Raw genomic sequence first — 17,621 nt, 5'->3', positions numbered from 1 at the left:
GCGGTAGCGGCCGGCTGCGCCACCGGTTGCGACAGCGGGGGCTGCAACAGCTGCGACAGCAATACATCCGGCAATACATCGGGCAATACGTTGGGCAATACATCGGGCAATGCGTCCAGCCCTGCCCCGTCCGCGCACGAGAAGCCGATCCGCATCGTGCGCAAGCCGCAGGGCAAGGGCCAGGGGCAGATACACGACAGCGCGCGGTAGCACGTCGTAGCAGCACGCCGCAGCCGCACGCCATAGTAGAGAGGGCCAGCTTTTGCTGGCCCTTTGCTTTAGGTCAAACGGGTCCGCAGGCACCACGGGCACACTCGGCATGGGGTCTTTCCCAGTCCTGTCGATCACAACATGAGCCCGATGCAATCTCCTCGTACCCGATTGGCAACGGTCGCCGCGGCGGCCGTCATGATGGCCTTCCCGCCGCTGCACGCCAACGCGGCCGACGCTGCAACCAACACGGCAACCGGCGCCGCAGGTGGCATCGCGGCCGCTACCGCGGCCGGCACCGAGCCCGAAGGCAACTGGATGGTCCGCCTGCGCGGCACCTATCTCGACTTTGCGCAGAAGTCCGACCCCGTCGGCGGCGCGGGCGCCTCGGACCGCATCGGCGTCAACAACAAGTGGATCCCGAGCTGGATGTCACCTATTTCTTCACGCCGCACATTGCCGCGGAACTGGTGCTGACCGTTCCGCAGAAGCACGACGTCCATCTCGACGGCAATCGGATCGGCACGTTCAAGCATCTGCCGCCGACGCTGCTGGTGCAGTACCACTTCCTGCCGCATGCCACCATCCGGCCCTATGTCGGCGCGGGGCTGAACTTCACGCGAATCTGGGGCGCGGATCTCGCCGGCAATACGCTGTCGCTGGACCGCTGGAGCATCGCGCCCGCGCTGCAAATCGGCATGGACTACCGGCTGACGCGCCACTGGTACCTGAATGCGGACATCAAGAAGGTGTGGCTCTCCAGCGATGTGAAGGCCGCCGGCGCCAAGGTGTCGGAGGTCAAGCTGGACCCGTGGCTGTTCAGCGTCGGCGTGGGATATCGGTTCTGAGGGCCGGTCTTATTGGCACGCAGAAACGGGTACGCTCGTCTCTCGCTGCCGCTGTTGCGGACCGATGAAACGCCCCCGGGGCTCGTCGCCATGGGGGCGTTTCGGATCGCAGGGCCCGGCACCGGCGCGGCACGGCGCGCCAGCCGCGCGCCAAATGCCCGCCAACTGCCCGCCAACTGCGCGCCAACTGCCCGCCCTAGATCGCAGTGCCCGCAATCGTCACCGACAACCGTTGCCCGGTCTTCCTGACGCTGCAGCTCGCGGTCAGCGAGAAGTCGCCCGGCGTCAACGGCGTCACGCCGACCTGGCCCGGATGCGTGGCCGGGGTCACGGCGATATTGCCGGCCTGCTGCCAGTCCCACGCCTCGCATTCGAGGAAGGTCAGCGCGTTGCCGCGATGCCTGACGGTCGCGGTGACCGGGATCGGCAGCGGCGGCATCGTCGCGATGCGCAGCGGTTGCGGACCGTCGTAGACCAGCGCCCAGGTCGGCTGCTCGGTCACCGTCAGGCCGGCGCTCGGCGTGGCATCGAGGGCCTTGCTGGTGGCGGTGACCTTCAACAGGCTCTGCAGCGGATCGGCCCCGTTGGGACGGCTGGTGTTCAGCGTGAAGCCGCGCCCGCTCGCCGTGGGCTGGACCGACAGCGACGGCGAGGTGCTGGCGTACGACCATTGGCCGTCGAACTGCGCGGTCGCATCAAGGCCGTCGCTGCGCATCACGCGCGCGGACAGCGTGGCCGGATAGCCGTTCAGGATCGAGATCGCGTCGATCGGCGTGCCGTTGCGCAGCAGCTCGAGCGTGTAGGCGTAGCTGCCGTTCTTCAGCACCACGACGGCGATCCGCGCGGCCAGCGCGACGCCATTGGGCGCCGTCACGCCGACGGTGACCGTGCCCTCGACCGTGCTGGTGGTGGACGGATTGACGCCGTGCAGCGTCGCGCGCTCGCGATCGGCACCGAGCTGGATGCCGGCGACCGAGCTGGCCCAGGCCCAGTCGTGCACGGCGGCCGACACATCGATACCGTCGCCATCGAGCAGCGTGGCGCGGATCTGCCGCGTTTCGCCATTGGCCAGCATCAGCAGCGGATGCGAGACCGCGAGGCTGTAGTGGTGGCTGGCGGCGACGGTGATCGTGGCCGTCTGCACCGGCAGCACGATGGCCTTGCCGTCGGCACCGTTGATGGTGGCGGCGACCTGCACGTTGACGGTGCCCGGCGCAATGCCGGTCACGACCGCGGCACCGGCGACGGTGGCGCTCGGTGTCACCGTCGCGACGGCGGGATCGGACGAGGTCCACGCGTAGCTGCCCTGGGCGGTAACGTCCTTGCCATTGCTGTCGACGATGACGGCGGCCAGCGTCAGCGTGCGGCCCACGCCGACCTGTCCGGCGGATTGCCCGAGTGTCACGGTATAGCTGACCGTTGTCGGGGAGCCGTTGGACCCGGGTCCCGACGATCCGCCGGAACCCGAGCCCGAACTCGGACCCGCTGCCGCACCATCGCTGCCGCCGCCTCCGCCGCATGCGGCTAATACCAACGCTGTCAGCGCCGCCGCGACCCAGGCGAGCGCCTTCGACCCCGTTCCCGTTCTCATGATGTCTCCCCCGTTTGCTGGGCCAATGTCCCCATTCAGGCTAGGCGCGACGGCGGCGTCGCTGTACCGGCCAGGCGGTGGACGATGGCCGCGGTTTGCGTGGGGCAGCGCGCGTTCAGGTACGAGACCGGGAGCGCGATCTCATCCATTTGGCCGAGACCGCGGTGTGGCGTCACACCACCGCAGCGTGCGCGCTTGACGAGTCGACGCTCGATGCACTACGCTTTGTGGCTGCTACACCGTAGCGCCTCGTCGAATCGCGTCGAATCGCATCGAAGCTCGACACCACTCACACCAGCCAGCACGATGTCCGTTGCAACGACCGTCCACCGCCAAGCCGCCGATGCCATGCGCATCGCCGCGTCGGCGCGCGCGCGTCGTGCGGTCGCCATCGATGGCCTCGGCTCGGTCCGCGCGCTCGCCTGCGCCCTCTCCTCGCTACAACTAGACCTACCGATCGGTTGCCGGGCCTAGCGCCCCGTGGCAGTTCGGCAGCCTGTCGCCACCTTTCCGTTCGCATTGGCACGCCGCAATCGGCCTCGATTGCGATCCTGATCGCGCCCGATCGGCATTCGATCGTCCGCGTGCCATCCGTCCCCCTTTTCTTTCGCTATCGCGATTCCCTCGCGAGGAGGACCCGTTCATGCTGCGCAACCCCGCCGTCAAATACCGCCCCGCCGCCACCGTCGATCTGCCGGATCGCAGCTGGCCCAACCAGCGCATCACGCGCGCGCCGATCTGGATGAGCACCGATCTGCGCGACGGCAACCAGGCGCTGATCGAGCCGATGAGCGTGGCGAGCAAGCTGCGCTTCTTCGAACAACTGGTGAAGATCGGCCTCAAGCAGATCGAGGTCGCGTTTCCGTCGGCATCGCAGACCGATTTCGACTTCGTGCGCATGCTGATCGAGCAGAACCGCATTCCCGACGACGTGACCATCGTCGTGCTGACGCAGGCGCGCGACGACCTGATCCGCCGCACCATCGAATCGCTGCGCGGCGCGCCGCGTGCGGTCGTGCATCTGTACAACCCGATCGCGCCGGCGTTTCGCCGCATCGTGTTCGGCGCGAGCCGCGACGAGGTCAAGGAGATCGCGCTGGCCGGCACGCGGCTGATCCGCGAACTGACCGATGCGATTCCCGGCACCGCGTGGACCTACGAGTATTCGCCCGAGACCTTCAGCATGACCGAGCTCGATTTCGCGCTCGAAGTCAGCGACGCCGTCGCCGACATCTGGGAGCCGGGTCCGTCGCGGCCGATGATCCTGAACCTGCCGAGCACGGTTGAGTGCAGCACGCCCAATGTGTTTGCCGACCAGATCGAATGGATGCATCGGCATCTGGCCCGCCGCGCCGACATCGTGCTGTCGGTCCACCCGCATAACGATCGCGGCACCGCGGTGGCGGCGGCCGAACTGGCCGTGATGGCCGGTGCCGATCGCGTCGAGGGCTGCCTGTTCGGCAACGGCGAGCGCACCGGCAACGTCGACCTGGTCACGCTGGCGTTGAACCTCTATACGCAGGGCGTCGATCCGCAGCTGGACTTCTCCGATATCAACGAGGTGCGCCAGTGCGTCGAGCATTGCAATCAGCTGCCGGTGCATCCGCGCCATCCCTATGCCGGCGATCTGGTGTTCACGGCGTTCTCGGGCTCGCATCAGGACGCGATACGCAAGGGCTTCGCCCAGCAGAGGCCGGATGCCATCTGGGAGGTGCCGTACCTGCCGATCGATCCCGCCGACCTGGGCCGCAGCTATGACGCGGTGATCCGCGTCAACAGCCAGTCCGGCAAGGGCGGCATGGCCTATCTGCTCGAACAGGTGCACGGGCTGTATCTGCCGCGCCGGCTGCAGATCGAGTTCAGCCGCGCGGTGCAGCGCATGACCGACGAGACCGGGGCCGAGGCCAGCGCGGACGATCTGTTCGCACTGTTCCGCCGCGAATATCTCGATGTCGATGCGCCGCTGCGCTACGTGTCGCACCGGATGATGTCGAGCGCGGACGACCAGGTCGAGATCGAGGCGACGCTGGTGCAGGATGGCGCCACGCGCGTGGTGCGCGGCAAGGGCAACGGTCCGATCGACGCCTTCGTGCGCGCGCTCGGCATGCCGGTGCGCGTGATGGACTACCACGAACACGCGCAATCGTCCGGCGCCGATGCGCGCGCGGCCTGCTATGTCGAGGTACGGGTAGGGGAATCAGCGACCGGCTTCGGCGCGGGGATCGACGCGAATCTGGTGACGGCGTCGTTGAAGGCGGTGGTGTCGGGGATCAATCGGCATTTGCGGGCGGCACAGCTGAGCGGCGCCGAGCAGCAGGCCGCCTGAGACACCCGCGCACCTTGCGACACCGCAGGTTGGCTTCCCTCTCCCGCTCACGGGAGAGGGGACACCATAGCGATACCGGCGGCGTCGCGCGTCACCGTGTCACCGTGTCACCGTGTCACCGTGTCACCGTGTCACCGGAACGCCGGCTCGTCGAAGCTGCGCAGCTTGCGCGAGTGCAGCGCCTCGACGCCGTTCTCGCGCAGGATGCGGATCGCTTCGAGCCCGATCGTCATATGCTGGCTGACGCGCTGGCGATAGAAGGCGTTGGCCATGCCGCGCAGCTTCAATTCGCCGTGCAGCGGCTTGTCCGAGACGCACAGCAGCGTGCCGTAGGGCACGCGCAGGCGGAAGCCGTTGGCCGCCACCGTCGCGCTTTCCATGTCGATCGCGATCGCGCGCGACTGGTTGAACCGCGCGTACAGCGTCTTGGACTTCAATTCCCAATTGCGGTCGTCGGTCGAGACCACGGTGCCGGTGCGCATCCGCGTCTTCATCTCGTTGCCCGACAGCCCGGTCACCCGCGCTACCGCTTCCTGCAGCGCGACCTGGATCTCGGCAATCGGCGGCACCGGGACCCATGGCGGCAGGTCCTGGTCCAGCACGTGGTCGTCGCGGACATAGGCGTGCGCCAGCACGTAGTCGCCAAGCTGCTGCGAGCGGCGCAGGCCGCCGCAATGCCCCACCATCAGCCAGCAATGCGGGCGCAGCACCGCCAGATGGTCGGTCATCGTCTTGGCATTCGACGGGCCGACGCCGATATTGACCAGCGTGACCCCGAGCCGGTCCTCGCGCACCAGGTGATAGGCCGGCATCTGCGGCAGCGCGCGCGGATACAGCGCCAGATCGGGCTCGGCCTCGCCGTGGTTCTGCACGATATCGCCGGGCTCGACGAAGCGGATGTACTCGTCGCCATCGGCGCTGGTCATCAGCGAACGGCCCAGCGCGACGAACTCGTCGACATAGCGCTGGTAATTGGTGAATAGCACGAAGCGCTGGAAGTGCTGCGGCGCCGTGCCGGTGTAGTGGTACAGCCGCTGCAGCGCCAGATCGACGCGCTCGGCGGGAAACAGCGACAGCGGCCAGGCCTCGCCGGGCACGGGCTCGTAGGTGCCGTTGGCGATCCCGTCGTCGATGCGGCTCAGTTCTGGCAGCACGAACGACGCCTCGAGTTCGCGGGCCTGCGTGTAGCTGATATCGGTGGTCGACGCCTCGATCACGAAGGGCAGCGGAATCGGCCGCCGGCTGGTGCCCACCACCACCGGCACGCGGTGATAGCGCATCAGCCGTTCGATCTGGTCGCGGTAGTAGTCGGCAAACAGATCGGGCCGCGTCACGGTGGTGCCATAAACCCCGGGATACGCCACCGTGCCCCACGACGGCCGGCTGTCGGTCACCATCGTTTCGATATTGACCGAGATGCCCAGATAGGGATAACAGGCATGCGCCGCCGAGGGCAGCGGCTCGCCGCGGGCGAAGGCATCGAAACGCGCGCGCACCGCGCCGACCGCGTTGTCGTAGATCTCGCCGATGCGCGCCAGCGCGGCTTCTGGGTCGGTGAACTCGGCCAACTGGTCGGCCGGATGGGCGGAAGAGAAGATCGAGGCTTGCATGCGACGATCATACTCCGGAGCGCACGCGCCCTGCACATGACCGTGCTGGCGACCCGGCAAACCATCGCGATGCCGCTCCAGCGAATGCGGGAGCGGCATGCGGGAGCGGCTGCCGGCTTATTTCCTCGGCTCACTTCGCCGGCTTGTTCGCCCGCCTTATTCCGGCTGGATATTGGCGGCGCGGATGATGCGCCCCCATTTGGCCGATTCCTGCTGCTGGAAGGCCGCCAGTTCGGCCGGCGTGCTGGTAAAGATCTCGGTGCCGGTGCTGCGATAGAAGTTGCTTGCGGTCTGGCTGCGCGCCGCCTTGACGAGCAGCTCGTTCAGCTTCGCGACCACCGGCTGCGGCGTGCCCGCCGGCGTGTACGCCGCGAACCAGTAGCTCATCTCGTAGCCCTTGACGCCCGCCTCGTCGATGGTCGGCACATCCGGTGCCAGCGGCGAACGGGTCTTGCCGGACACGCCGAGCGCGCGCAGCTTGCCGCTCTTGACCTGCGGCAGGCCGGTCGCGGTATCGGTGATCATCATCTGGATCTGGTTGCCGAGCAGGTCGGTGACCGCCAGCGGATTGCTCTTGTAGGGCACGTGCAGCAGCTGGACCTGCGCCATCTGCTGGAACAGTTCGCCGGCGATGCGCGACGACGAGCTGCCGCTGCCGAAGCTCAGCTTGCCCGGCTGCTGCTTGGCCAGCGCGATGAACTCGCCCACGGTCTTCACCGGCAATTGCGGGTTGACCACCATGATCTGCCCGCCCTTGCCCAGCGCGGTGATCGGCGTGAAATCCTTGACCGGATCGTAGGGCAGCTTCTTGAACAGATGCTCGTTGGCCGCGTGCGTGGTGTTGGTCGTGATCAGCACCGTATAGCCGTCCGGCGCGGCCTTGGCGACGTCGGAGGCCGCGATGAAGCCGTTGGCGCCCGGCTTGTTGTCGACCACCACGGTGACCTTCGCATCGGTGGTCATCGCCTGGCCGATGGCGCGGGCCAGCTGGTCGGTGGCGCTGCCGGCGGCGAAGGGCACGACGAAACGGACCGGCTTGTCGGGGAATTCCGCGCGCGCCGGCGCTGACGGCAGCGCCAGCGCGGCGAATGCCGTCAGCGCGGCCAGCGCGGGGAGCAGTGTCTTCAGGCGCGGCGCCGGTTGCGTTCGCACGGCCGCGGGCAGGAATCGGGATGGCATGGTGTGGTCTCCTCTGGGTGTTTTATGAGGTCAGTTATCAGGTCGGTGATCAGGTCGGTGATCAGGCCAGTCGTCGGGTCAGGATGAACCGATGCGTGGCGCCGAGTCAGCCGCCTCCGCGCAAGCGCGGCGGCAAGGGAATCTCCAACTGCAGCAGCAGGAAGGACAGGGCCTTGCCGTGCGCGTCGAGATTGAGCGCATCGTTGACGCCGCCGTCGAGCACGCCGTCGAGGACGAAGTTCATCGCATGCAGGCTGGGCACGACGTAGCGCGTCACCGCGGCGGGACGGCGATGACGGAACAGCGTGCGTACCGCGTCCTCGGTCACGTGTGCGAGCAGATGCGCGAAATCGCGCTCGTCATAGGCGATCACGCTGATGTTCGAGCGGTCGCCCTTGTCGCCGGTGCGGGCGTGCGCGAGACGATAGAGGGCAATGGTGTCGGACGTCGTCATGTTCAGCCTTCGATCATCGTGTGGCGCGGCGACACCGCATCGCGCGGCACCAGGCAGGACATCGCGTTCAGCCGCGGACGCAGCGCGGTGCGCACGCCGCCGCCGCCGGCAGGTCCGCAGCAATAGAGCGCGTTGACCTCGCGCAGCAGCGCCTCTGCCACGGCCTTGTCCTCGTGCGCCAGCGCGGCGCGCAGCCGCACGTCCTGGCTTCGCGCTTCATCTGGTTGCGGCGCGGACAGCCATGCGCCGCCATCGTCGGCCAGCACGCTGAGCACGCCGATCAGGTCGAGCCGCACCGGCGCCTCAATGCCCAGCATCGCCATCCGCTTGCGCACGATGTCGCCGGCCAGGCGCGCGCGCGCCGCGGCGTTCGGTCCGGCGTAGGAGATCTCGCCCTCGGCGATCCAGCCGCCTTCATGAAACAGGTTGGCCTTCAGTTGCTCGGGACGCGCGTGGCCGCGGATATTGCGCACCGCGACGCGGTCCGGACCGACCTGCTCGACCGTGACCGCGCTGATGTCGGCCACCACGTCGGGCGTCAGATAGGCGGCGGGGTCGTGGACCTCGTACAGCAGCTGTTCCTTGACGGTACGCAGGTCGACGCAGCCGCCGGTGCCGGCCGCCTTGCCGATCTCGATGCCGCCATCGCTGTCGAGTCGCACGATCGGATAGCCAAGCGCATGGACGTCGGGAACGTCCTTGATGCCGGGATCGGCGAAATAGCCTCCGGTCACCTGCGCACCGCATTCGAGCAGATGGCCGGCCATGGTCGCGCGCGCGAGGCGGTCCCAGTCCTGCCAGGACCATTTGAAATGCGCCATCGCCGGGCCGACCGCCAGGGCCGGGTCGGCGACGCGGCCGCACACCACCACTTGTGCACCGGCGATGAGCGCATCGGCAATGCCCTGCGCGCCGATATAGGCGTTGGCGCAGACGAAGCGGCGCTCGGGAAAGGCCTCGCCCAGGAGGCCCGACAGCAGCGCGCGGCCGGCATCGCCGGACAGATCGTCGCCCTCGACCACGGCCACGCGCGGCCTGGGCAGGCCCAGTTCGGCCGCCAGCGCCTGCACGCGTCGCGCGGCGCCGTGCGGATTGGCCGCGCCGAAATTGCCGATGATCGGAATGCCGTGCGCCAGGCACAGGCCCAGCACCGGGGTCAGCAAGGCGTCGAGCAGCGGCTCGTAGCCGCGCTCGGGATCGGCGCGCCGGGCCAGGTGGGCCAGCGCCAGCGTGCGCTCGGCCAGCGTTTCGAAGATCAGCGCGGCCGGGCCGCCGTCGGCGATCAGCGTGCGCACCACGGGCAGCGCGGCGTCGATGCGATCGCCGGAGAAGCCGGCACCGGAGCCGATCGAGAGGGAAGAAGCCATGGCGGGCGCGATATCAGGAAGTCGACGGTCGGAATCAGGACCAACAGGGATCAACAAGGACCAACAAGGACCAACAAAGACCAATACGGAACCGCGCAGATGCGCGGCCGGTCCCGGCATTCTAGGCACGATGGCGAATTCGGAAAAACGGATTATTTGGATTAATCTAGCGGTCTGGTCGATCAATGTGCGATCGATCCGGCATCGATGCGCGATCAATACGTGGACGTTTGGCGGTCAGCTCGCCGTCCGTTCACCGTCCGTTCGACGTCCGCTCGCCGTCCATTCGCCCTCGATTCACCGTCCATTCGCCAACCATTCGCCGCCATGAACCTGTCCGTCAAACACCTGCGCGCCTTCGTCGCGCTGGCCCAGCAGCGCAATTTCACGCGCGCGGCGCAGGCCTGCCATCTGTCGCAGTCGGCGTTCAGCGCGCTGATCCGCACGCTGGAAGAACAGGCCGGCGCCCGGTTGTTCGAGCGCACCACGCGCTTTGTCGAACTCAGTGCCGAGGGTCGCCGGTTCGAAGAGGTGGCCGAGCGGCTGCTGGCGGACTTCGAGGACGCCTTCGCCGACCTGCGCGACCATGCCGAGCGCCGCAAGGGACGGGTCGCAATCGCGGCGCTGCCGTCGATCGCCGCGGGCGATCTGCCGCCGGTCCTCGCCGCCTTCCGCGAGCGCTACCCAGGCATCGCGCTGGCGCTGCACGATGTGCTGGCCGACGGCTGCATCGATCTGGTACGGCGCGGCCGCGTCGATTTCGCGCTGGCGCCGGCGCCCGGCCAGGATGCGGACCTGAAGATCGAGCCGCTGGTGGCGGACTCCTTCCACGTGGTCAGCCCGGCCGATCATCCGCTCGCCACGCGCCGCAGCATCGCCCCGGCCGCGCTCGCCGGCCTGCCGTTCATCCATCTGTCGCGCACCAGCAGCGTGCGGCAGCATCTGGACGCCGCGCTGCATCCGACGCGGCTCAATGGCGTGATGGAGGTCGAGCATCTGGCCACGGTAGCCGGGCTCGTGGCCGCAGGCCTCGGCGTCACCGTGGTGCCGTCGCTGGCGCTGTTCCAGTTCCGGCTGCCCAATCTGGCGATCCGGCCGCTGCGGCTGGAATCGCTGGTGCGCGACATCTGCCTGGTGCGGCTGCGCGACCGCGGTGATTCGGCCGCGGCCAGCGCGATGCTCGACTACGTCTACGCGCACTTTCGCAAGCGGCGCGGCGCGCAGGATGCCGCGCGGGCGACGCGTCCGAAGTGAGTCAGACGTGAGTCAGAAATGAGCCAGATAGCCGCCGTCGACGGCAAGGACGTGGCCGGTGACATAGGACGCCGCCGGCGAGGCGAGGAACACCGCGGCGCCCGCGATCTCCTCCGGCTGCCCCCAGCGCCCCAGCGAGGTACGGCGCTGCAGCCAGTCCTTCACGCCGGCGTCGCCGACCATCGGCTGGTTCGGCTCGGTGGCGAAGAACCCCGGCGCAATCGCGTTGACGGTGACGCCATCGCGCCCCAGGTCCGCCGATAGCGAGCGCGTCAGCGCATCGAGCGCGCCCTTGGTGGCGGGATACAGCACGTCGTCGCCCCGCGCCACCTGTCCCGCGATCGAGCTGACATTGATGATGCGGCCATAGCCACCGCGACGCATGCGTATCGCTGCATGCCGGCACAGGTTGTACGGCGCGACCAGATTGGTCTCCATCATCGCGCGCAGATCGCCGGTATCGAGCTCGGCCATGGTCTGCCGATTGCGCGCGCCGGCGTTGTTCACCAGGATGTCGAGCCGGCCATATTGGCTGTCGATGCTGTCGAACGCCTTCGCTACCGCGGTCTCGTCGGTAATGTCGAGCACCAGCGGACGGGCGCCCTCACCGAGCGTGGCGACGGCCTGCTCGACACCCTGCGCATTGCGTGCGGCCACCAGCACGATGGCACCGGCGTCAATCAAGCCTTTCGCGATGGCGATGCCAAGACCCTGCGCACCGCCGGTAACCAGCGCCACGCGGCCGGTCAGCGAGAAGGGATGGGAGGAGGAATGGGATGGGGTATGCGCGGACATGCGGGGAAATATACCGCAGGGAGGCCAGCTTATCCCTGTGGTGTCTGCATGGTTTGTTCGATCAGCCAGTCGCGAAACGCCACCACGCGTGGATCGTCGCTGCTGCTCTGCGGATAGACGAGGTGATACGCATAATCCTGCGCCACGCTGACCCCGATGTCGAACAGCCTGACCAGACGGCCCGCCGCGAGGTCGTTGGCGATCATCGGCAGTTCGACCAGGCCGACGGCGCCGCTGTCCAGCACGGCCTGCACGACGTGCGTGGAATCGGCGAAGGCCATGCAGCGGCTGTCGTCGAAGTTCTCGATGCCGGCCGCCGCCATCCACATCGGCCAGTCCGGCCAGACGATGCCATCGGTCCGGCAATCCACATGGCACAGCGTGTGGTGCAGCAGATCGCGCGGCTCGCGCAGCGGGGGGCCGGATTCGAGCAGGCGGGGACTGCAGATCGGTACCACCACCGTGCCGAACAGACGCTCGGCGCGTGCGCCTTCGTAGTGGCCGGCGCCGAAGCGGATCGCGACGTCGATATCGTCGGCCTCGAAATCACGGACCTGCTCGCTGATATCGAAGGTCAGCTCCAGGCCGGGATTCGCGGCGCGAAATTGCGGCAGCCGAGGCAGCAGCCAGTTGGACGCGAAGCGCGCCTCCAGCGATATCCGAAGATGCGTCGCGCCCCGCGCCATGCGCCGGGCGCGCGCGGTGGCGCGGCGCAGATTGTCGAGCGCATCGGCGGTGGCCTCGTACAGGACCGCGCCGGCGGGTGTCAGCTGGATGCTGCGGCTGGTGCGCGTAAACAGCGTGATGCCGAGCTGTTCCTCGATTTCCTTGATCTGGTAGCTGACCGCCGCGGGCGTCAGGCCGACCTCGTCGGCCGCGCGGGTGAAATTGAGGTGCCGCGCCGCCGCTTCGAAGGTCCGGAGGGCGCGCGTGCCCGGCAGCATGCGATTCATCGATCTTCAGGCGAGATGGGAGGGGCGGCCGAAAACTACCGGTTTCTCGGCGAGGGGTCAATGCGCAGGGAGTCGCGCCGAGCCGGCGCGCACAGAGAGAACGTGGTGCACGGGCACGGGCCCTGCACCACGTATCATCGGACCTTCAGACCATCAAACCGTCAGACCATCAAACCGTCAGACCATCAGACCATCGAACCGCCGATGCAATGCATCGCACCGGATCAGGGGAATGCCGGCACCGCCGGGTCCATCCCCGCGAAGCGGGCTTCCGGATGCGAGCTGCGCAGCAGGGTTTCGATTTCCTCGACACGGCCGCGCGGCACATCGACCATCAACAGGATCTTGCCGTCGGCGATATCGGCCTCGAAGGGCTTGAGCCGGCTGTTCGGCGCGGAGCTGCCGATCATGCTCGAGGCCCAGGCCCCGAACACCGCCCCGAGCACCGCCAGCACGCCGACCAGGCCCCATTGCGGGGTATCGCTGACGATCGGGAACATCGCGACCACCACGCCGGCGACCACGCCGACCGCACCACCGATCATCAAACCCATCTCGGCGGCGTGAACGATATCGGAGGTCTGGAACAGATTGGCTTCATGCAGGCCGGTCATGTCCATGCCGTCGCGGGCGACGAAGTGGATGTGCCGGTGTTCGACGCGATTGATCAGCAAATCGTCCATGGTGCGCCGAGCGCTGACCACGTCGGGCAATAACCAGTAGATGCGTTTGCGCATGACGGATTCCTCCGAGCGAGGTCCCGTCCGTGGGCTGCCGAGGCTGGCAGGTGGCGGCAGAATCCGCCAGCGGGGCGGGTTTTACTTTTGTACGCCACCAGGCAGGGAATCGCAAGCGAAGCCGTGGGGGGCAGCGCACCGTGCCGGCGCCGCGTCGCGTAGCCGTCACGCCGGCACAGGGCCGACGTGACGGCGATGACGCCAGGGCAACGCCAAAAGCCGAAGCTGGGGGCGAAGTCCGAGCCGAAGCGAACCCGCGCCAAAGCGCAAGCCCGAGCCGAAGCCCGAGCCCGACCCGAAGCCGCTCAGAACGTGATCGGCAGCCGCACGTTGACCTGCAGATCCGGCGTATCGCGCGTCAGCCCCGCGCCGACCGAGATATTGAGCGTATAGCGGTCGCTGAAGCGGTACGAATAGCCGACCAGCAGCGAGCCCTGCGTGATCCGCACCGAGCCGGGCACGGTCTGTCCGTTCTGCTTGGTCGGCCAGATGATGCTCTGGTCGTAGCCGATGCTGAATGACGCCCGCTCGTTCAGCGCCAGGCCCATGCCGAAGTTGAAGCCGAAGATGTCGCCCGGCTCGATCTTGCCCAGCGGCTCCTTCTGGCCGTTCAGCACGGTACGGCTGACGTTGTCGCGGCCAAAATTGTGTAGATAGCTGAAGGTGCCGAAGAACACCGCAGGATCGGTCGGCAGCAGCCACGTGATGCCCGGCTGGATCGCATGAAAGCCGGTGCCGGTCGGCATGCCCAGCGGCAGCCCGGTGCCGGTGGTATTGCCGATGCAGCGCTGCACGCAATCGGTGACCACGTCGAACGGGCTCTTGCCGGTATTGGACTTGTAGCGCAGCCAGCCGACGAAATACGGCATGCGGTCGTTGCCGTAGTTCAGCTGATAGCGCAGCGTCGCCTCGACATCGCCCAGTCCGCTACCGCTCGAATTGAAGACGTTGTCGACCGCGGTGCCGGTGAAGACTTCGCGGCTGATGGTCGAGCCCGAGCTATGCACGTATGGCACCTTGGCCTCGATTTCAAGCCGCTTGGTAATGCCGTAGCGGAAGGCGACCGAGGCGACATAGGTCGAGGTCTTGACCTCGCGCACGTCGATCAGCCCGATCAGGATCGCCGGAATCACCGTGTAGCCGACCAGCGCCACGCGGTTGTTGGACGAATAGCCGTACTGGAACGCCGGCTCGACCACCAGCCGGCCGGGCGGCGTCAGCACGCCGGGCTGATCGAAGATCGGCGCGATCTCCGGCGGACGCGTGTCGCGCTCGGGCGGCCGGCCCACCGGTTCCTGCGCCTGTGCGACGGTGGTGCTGCCGTTGGCGGGGCCCTGTGCGGGGCCCTGTGCCGCACCTTGTGCCGGACCTTGTGCCTGATTGACCGGCACGTTGCGCGTATTCGGCAGGCCGGTGTTGCCGCTGGCGGCAGCCGGCGCCGTCGCCGCGCCGGTCGCGATATCGGCGCCGGTCACACCGGGGCCGCGCTGCCCGCCGCGCTTGTTCGCCAGCGCATCGGCGCCGACGATGCTGCGCAACTCGCGGATCGTGGCCTCTTGCTGGGCCATCGAGCGCTTCATCGCGTCGAGCACGGCGGCCTGTTCCGCGACCTCGCGTTTCAGGGCTTCCAGCTTGGCGGCCGTCGGCCCTTCGTCGGGCAGATTCTGCGCATGCGCCAATCCCCCCAGCAATAGCAAGGTCGAGCATCCCGCCTGCCGGATGCCCTGCATCGACCTTTTTCTCATGACTCTCCTCCCCCCGGATGGCGGACTGGTTCAGGAGTCCGCGACCTGTTTGCGTTGTTGCCATGCACCCCTGTGTGTCCGGATGCGACCGCGTGCATCCGTTGCTTTCGCTTGCTTCGTGTGGTCCCGTATGCGTGTTTGGCTCTACCGCATGCTCGCCGCCCGCTGCAGGGCGCTGTTCAATGCCGCGCCGGCGACCCCCGCGCGGAACGCCTGCAAGGTGTTCACGCCCGCATCGATGGTCAACAGGCTCTGGATCGACTGGTTGTTGAGCGAGTTCTGGATCACGGTCGCCGGCGTGCCCGCCAGCGCCCCCGCGTTGAAGCTGTTGCCCGGCCCGTTCTGGATCAGATTGAGCAGGCCGTTGGTGGTGACCGAACCGGTCGCGGTGGCGATCACCGCCGGCGCCGGCATCGGCGGCGTCCCCGAAGACGGTGGAGGCGATGGCGCCGCCACCGTGGCGGTGCCCGGCGTGGAGGTGGACGTGCCTGGCTGTCCCGCGCTCGCCGAGGAACTGGCGCTGCCGCTGCCGGGCGTCGAGGTGCCCTGCCCCGCCTGCCCGGCCTGCCCCAGCGCGTTGGCCGCGACCGAGCCCGCATTGGCCGCGCTCTGCAGCGCGGCGGCAAGCCGTCCTGCCTGTTCCGAGGTGATGCGGCTGACGTCGGGAATCACCAGGCTGGTCGATACCACCAGGTTGCCGTTGATATAGACGGCGCGTTCGATGCCGAACGAGACCTGCAGGCCGCCGGTCTCGAAGCCGCCTCGCAGTTCTTCCAATCGTGCCGATGCGACCGGTTTCCAGCCGGCCATGCCGCTGCGCGCGGCAGCGATGGCATCGTGATGCGGATCCGCGGCGGGGTAGGACGCCAGTCCGGCGTCCAGCCCGTCCTCGCGCGGGGCCTGCGTGCTCCACGCCTGGCCGGCGCAGGCCAGTCCCGCGCCTAGCAGCATCGCTGCCGCGGCCGAATTGGCAGCGCCACGGGCGGCGCCGCGGCGCGCCGGCCGCGTAGTCATGGCTTGTCGATACATGGTGACGGGTCCCTAGAAGTCTCCAGCGCCATGCTTTGGCATGACGGTAAAGAACAGACTGTCCCGATTGACCCCCATCCAGTACGGCCCACTGGGTGCGACGCGCCAGTCCGAAGCCTGGTTGAAGCGCGCGATATCGGTGCGGTTGTGGATCACGAACAGAAGACTACTGTCCCAGATCCGTTCGAAGTGTTCGCGAGACAACGCTCGCGTACCGAGGGCGGGATCGCCAACCAACACCCGATTGCCGCGTACCCCCTTGACCACGACGAAATGGTGGTAGCCGTTCTCGACCACCAGCACGATCGCCGGGACCTGGGTTTCCTCGAGCTTGGACAGCGGCAGTTCGAAGCCGTCGGCCATGAAGCCGCGCGTTTCGAGGAAGCGCTTCATGTCCAGCAGCGAGAAGCCCTCGCGCTGGATCTTGGCGCGATCGCCGGTCAGGTACATCTGCTGGAACACTTCGGCTTCCGTGACCGGATGGCCGTACTGATAGGTAAGCAGGGTCGCCACTGCGGCCGAGCCGCAGCTGAAGTCGTACTGCTGCCGGATGGTGGTCTTGAAGCGTGCCTCCTTCAGGCTCACTGTCCGGACCTTGTAGTCGCTGCCGGCCGGTGGAATCACCACCGTATCGGCGGCGTGCGCCGGCACCATGGCCGACGCCCAGGCGAGCGCCGCCAGCGCGGCAAGGCGTGGCAGGTTCATGGCCTGCTTCATGGCCTGCTTCATGGCCCGCTTCATGGCCCGCTTCATGGCCCAAATCGCACGTTCAGAATCGTCGCGTTCTGGATCAGCGTGTTGGCGCCGGTGTTCTGTATCACCGTGGGCAGGCCGCTCGCATTGGCGAACGCCCCATCCGAAATCGCGTTGCTGCCGGTGATGACGCGATTGGCGGTGTTGTCCGCCACGACGCCAGCCAGCCGCATGTCGTTGACCACCACTTCGGCGCCGCCACGGATATCGGCCAGCGCGTCGGTGCCGACCGGCTTGCCGAAGCCGGCGAGCACGGTGCCCGTCTGCCCTTGTGCCGATGCGTCGACCGTTGTCCGCGGTGTCGCGGCCACGGGGGTGTCCTTGCTGTTGTCTTCCGGCATGCCGACGGTGGTCGGCATCGCGGCCGTCGGGCTCGCCGCTTCTGGCGCGGCGGACGGCTCTGCCGCGGCGTGCAGGCCGGGCCAGAGCAGGAATGCTGTCGTCAAAGCGCCGACAGCGGTGCGGACCGCTCGCATGATGGTGCCTCCTTGTGTCCCGTCGAACGGGCGTCCCGACGCGTGGCCGGGACGCCCACTCCTGCAGAGCAACACCGCGCAAGGCGCGATGCCGGTGCGCCATCCACGCACCGGCATGCGCGAGCGCGCAGCGTCTTACCTGCCTACAGCCAGGTTGGCCTGGACCGTGACGGCTTGTTGCACCAGCGAGCCGAGGCCGCTGTTCTGGTTGGCAATCATGATGCCGGCCGCCGACTGCCCGACGCTGCTCATCGCGTTGGACATGTTGAACGTGCCTGCATCGGCCAGCGCCGC

14 protein-coding genes and 2 pseudogenes are annotated in these 17,621 nt (G+C 67.7%); 4 read left to right on the top strand and 12 right to left on the bottom strand.

The window, feature by feature from the left end; genetic code table 11:
• Positions 1-210 (top strand): annotated as a pseudogene (locus AC6EI8_RS15005) (hypothetical protein); the annotation flags it as partial.
• 201 nt (positions 211-411) lie between these two features.
• A pseudogene (locus tag AC6EI8_RS15000) lies at positions 412-1,058 on the top strand (OmpW/AlkL family protein).
• Positions 1,059-1,254: 196 nt separating this feature from the next.
• Here the strand turns inward: AC6EI8_RS15000 and AC6EI8_RS14995 are convergent.
• Positions 1,255-2,463 carry a hypothetical protein gene (locus AC6EI8_RS14995; RefSeq protein ID WP_498382271.1) on the bottom strand — a complete coding sequence of 403 codons (1,209 nt, stop codon included), beginning with the start codon at positions 2,461-2,463 and terminating at the stop codon, positions 1,255-1,257.
• 829 nt (positions 2,464-3,292) lie between these two features.
• On the opposite strand from AC6EI8_RS14995, the gene leuA reads away from it, so the two are divergent.
• Entirely contained in the window at positions 3,293-4,975 is a 1,683-nt protein-coding gene (gene leuA / locus AC6EI8_RS14990) for a 2-isopropylmalate synthase (RefSeq protein ID WP_498382270.1), read from the top strand.
• Between the two features lie 131 nt (positions 4,976-5,106).
• Here the strand turns inward: leuA and AC6EI8_RS14985 are convergent, their stop codons facing one another.
• The 4 genes from AC6EI8_RS14985 to AC6EI8_RS14970 all read right to left on the bottom strand — a co-directional run bounded on the left by AC6EI8_RS14985 (position 5,107) and on the right by AC6EI8_RS14970 (position 9,585).
• Entirely contained in the window at positions 5,107-6,585 is a 1,479-nt protein-coding gene (locus AC6EI8_RS14985) for an AMP nucleosidase (RefSeq protein ID WP_149318505.1), read from the bottom strand.
• A gap of 156 nt (positions 6,586-6,741) precedes the next feature.
• On the bottom strand, positions 6,742-7,764 hold the full coding sequence (locus tag AC6EI8_RS14980; protein WP_226106834.1) for a Bug family tripartite tricarboxylate transporter substrate binding protein: 1,023 nt from the start codon (positions 7,762-7,764) through the stop codon (positions 6,742-6,744).
• A 106-nt stretch (positions 7,765-7,870) separates the two neighbouring features.
• The gene (locus AC6EI8_RS14975; RefSeq protein ID WP_149318506.1) at positions 7,871-8,218 is read right to left on the bottom strand and encodes an AtuA-related protein; all 348 of its coding nucleotides are present in this window, start codon (positions 8,216-8,218) and stop codon (positions 7,871-7,873) included.
• Between the two features lie 2 nt (positions 8,219-8,220).
• Complete coding sequence (locus tag AC6EI8_RS14970) at positions 8,221-9,585, bottom strand: acyclic terpene utilization AtuA family protein (RefSeq protein ID WP_226106836.1); 1,365 nt, start codon at positions 9,583-9,585, stop codon at positions 8,221-8,223.
• Positions 9,586-9,912: 327 nt separating this feature from the next.
• On the opposite strand from AC6EI8_RS14970, the gene AC6EI8_RS14965 reads away from it, so the two are divergent.
• Positions 9,913-10,839 (top strand): LysR family transcriptional regulator, encoded by a 927-nt coding sequence (locus AC6EI8_RS14965; RefSeq protein WP_498382269.1) that lies wholly within the window; start codon positions 9,913-9,915, stop codon positions 10,837-10,839.
• 12 nt (positions 10,840-10,851) lie between these two features.
• Here AC6EI8_RS14965 and AC6EI8_RS14960 read toward each other — a convergent pair whose 3' ends face one another.
• The 7 genes from AC6EI8_RS14960 to AC6EI8_RS14930 all read right to left on the bottom strand — a co-directional run bounded on the left by AC6EI8_RS14960 (position 10,852) and on the right by AC6EI8_RS14930 (position 17,327).
• Entirely contained in the window at positions 10,852-11,634 is a 783-nt protein-coding gene (locus tag AC6EI8_RS14960; RefSeq protein WP_498382268.1) for an SDR family oxidoreductase, read from the bottom strand.
• 29 nt (positions 11,635-11,663) lie between these two features.
• Positions 11,664-12,587: a transcriptional regulator GcvA gene (gcvA, locus tag AC6EI8_RS14955; protein WP_498382267.1), complete on the bottom strand. Its 924-nt coding sequence runs from the start codon at positions 12,585-12,587 to the stop codon at positions 11,664-11,666.
• Between the two features lie 224 nt (positions 12,588-12,811).
• Complete coding sequence (locus AC6EI8_RS14950) at positions 12,812-13,324, bottom strand: DUF1269 domain-containing protein (RefSeq protein ID WP_149318510.1); 513 nt, start codon at positions 13,322-13,324, stop codon at positions 12,812-12,814.
• A 305-nt stretch (positions 13,325-13,629) separates the two neighbouring features.
• Positions 13,630-15,069, bottom strand: a complete 1,440-nt coding sequence (locus AC6EI8_RS14945) for a coiled-coil domain-containing protein (protein WP_149318511.1) — start codon at positions 15,067-15,069, stop codon at positions 13,630-13,632.
• A gap of 144 nt (positions 15,070-15,213) precedes the next feature.
• Positions 15,214-16,083: a flagellin gene (locus AC6EI8_RS14940; RefSeq protein ID WP_150084798.1), complete on the bottom strand. Its 870-nt coding sequence runs from the start codon at positions 16,081-16,083 to the stop codon at positions 15,214-15,216.
• Between the two features lie 27 nt (positions 16,084-16,110).
• Entirely contained in the window at positions 16,111-16,803 is a 693-nt protein-coding gene (locus AC6EI8_RS14935) for a C39 family peptidase (RefSeq protein ID WP_149318687.1), read from the bottom strand.
• A 44-nt stretch (positions 16,804-16,847) separates the two neighbouring features.
• Positions 16,848-17,327, bottom strand: coding sequence for a hypothetical protein (locus AC6EI8_RS14930; RefSeq protein ID WP_150084797.1), 480 nt, complete (start codon positions 17,325-17,327; stop codon positions 16,848-16,850).
• Positions 17,328-17,621: the final 294 nt, after the last annotated feature.

This window comes from Cupriavidus sp. R6-3 (assembly GCF_059772245.1).
Note: the sequence above shows the minus strand (reverse complement) of the source record. Positions and strands in the feature narration are given on the sequence as shown.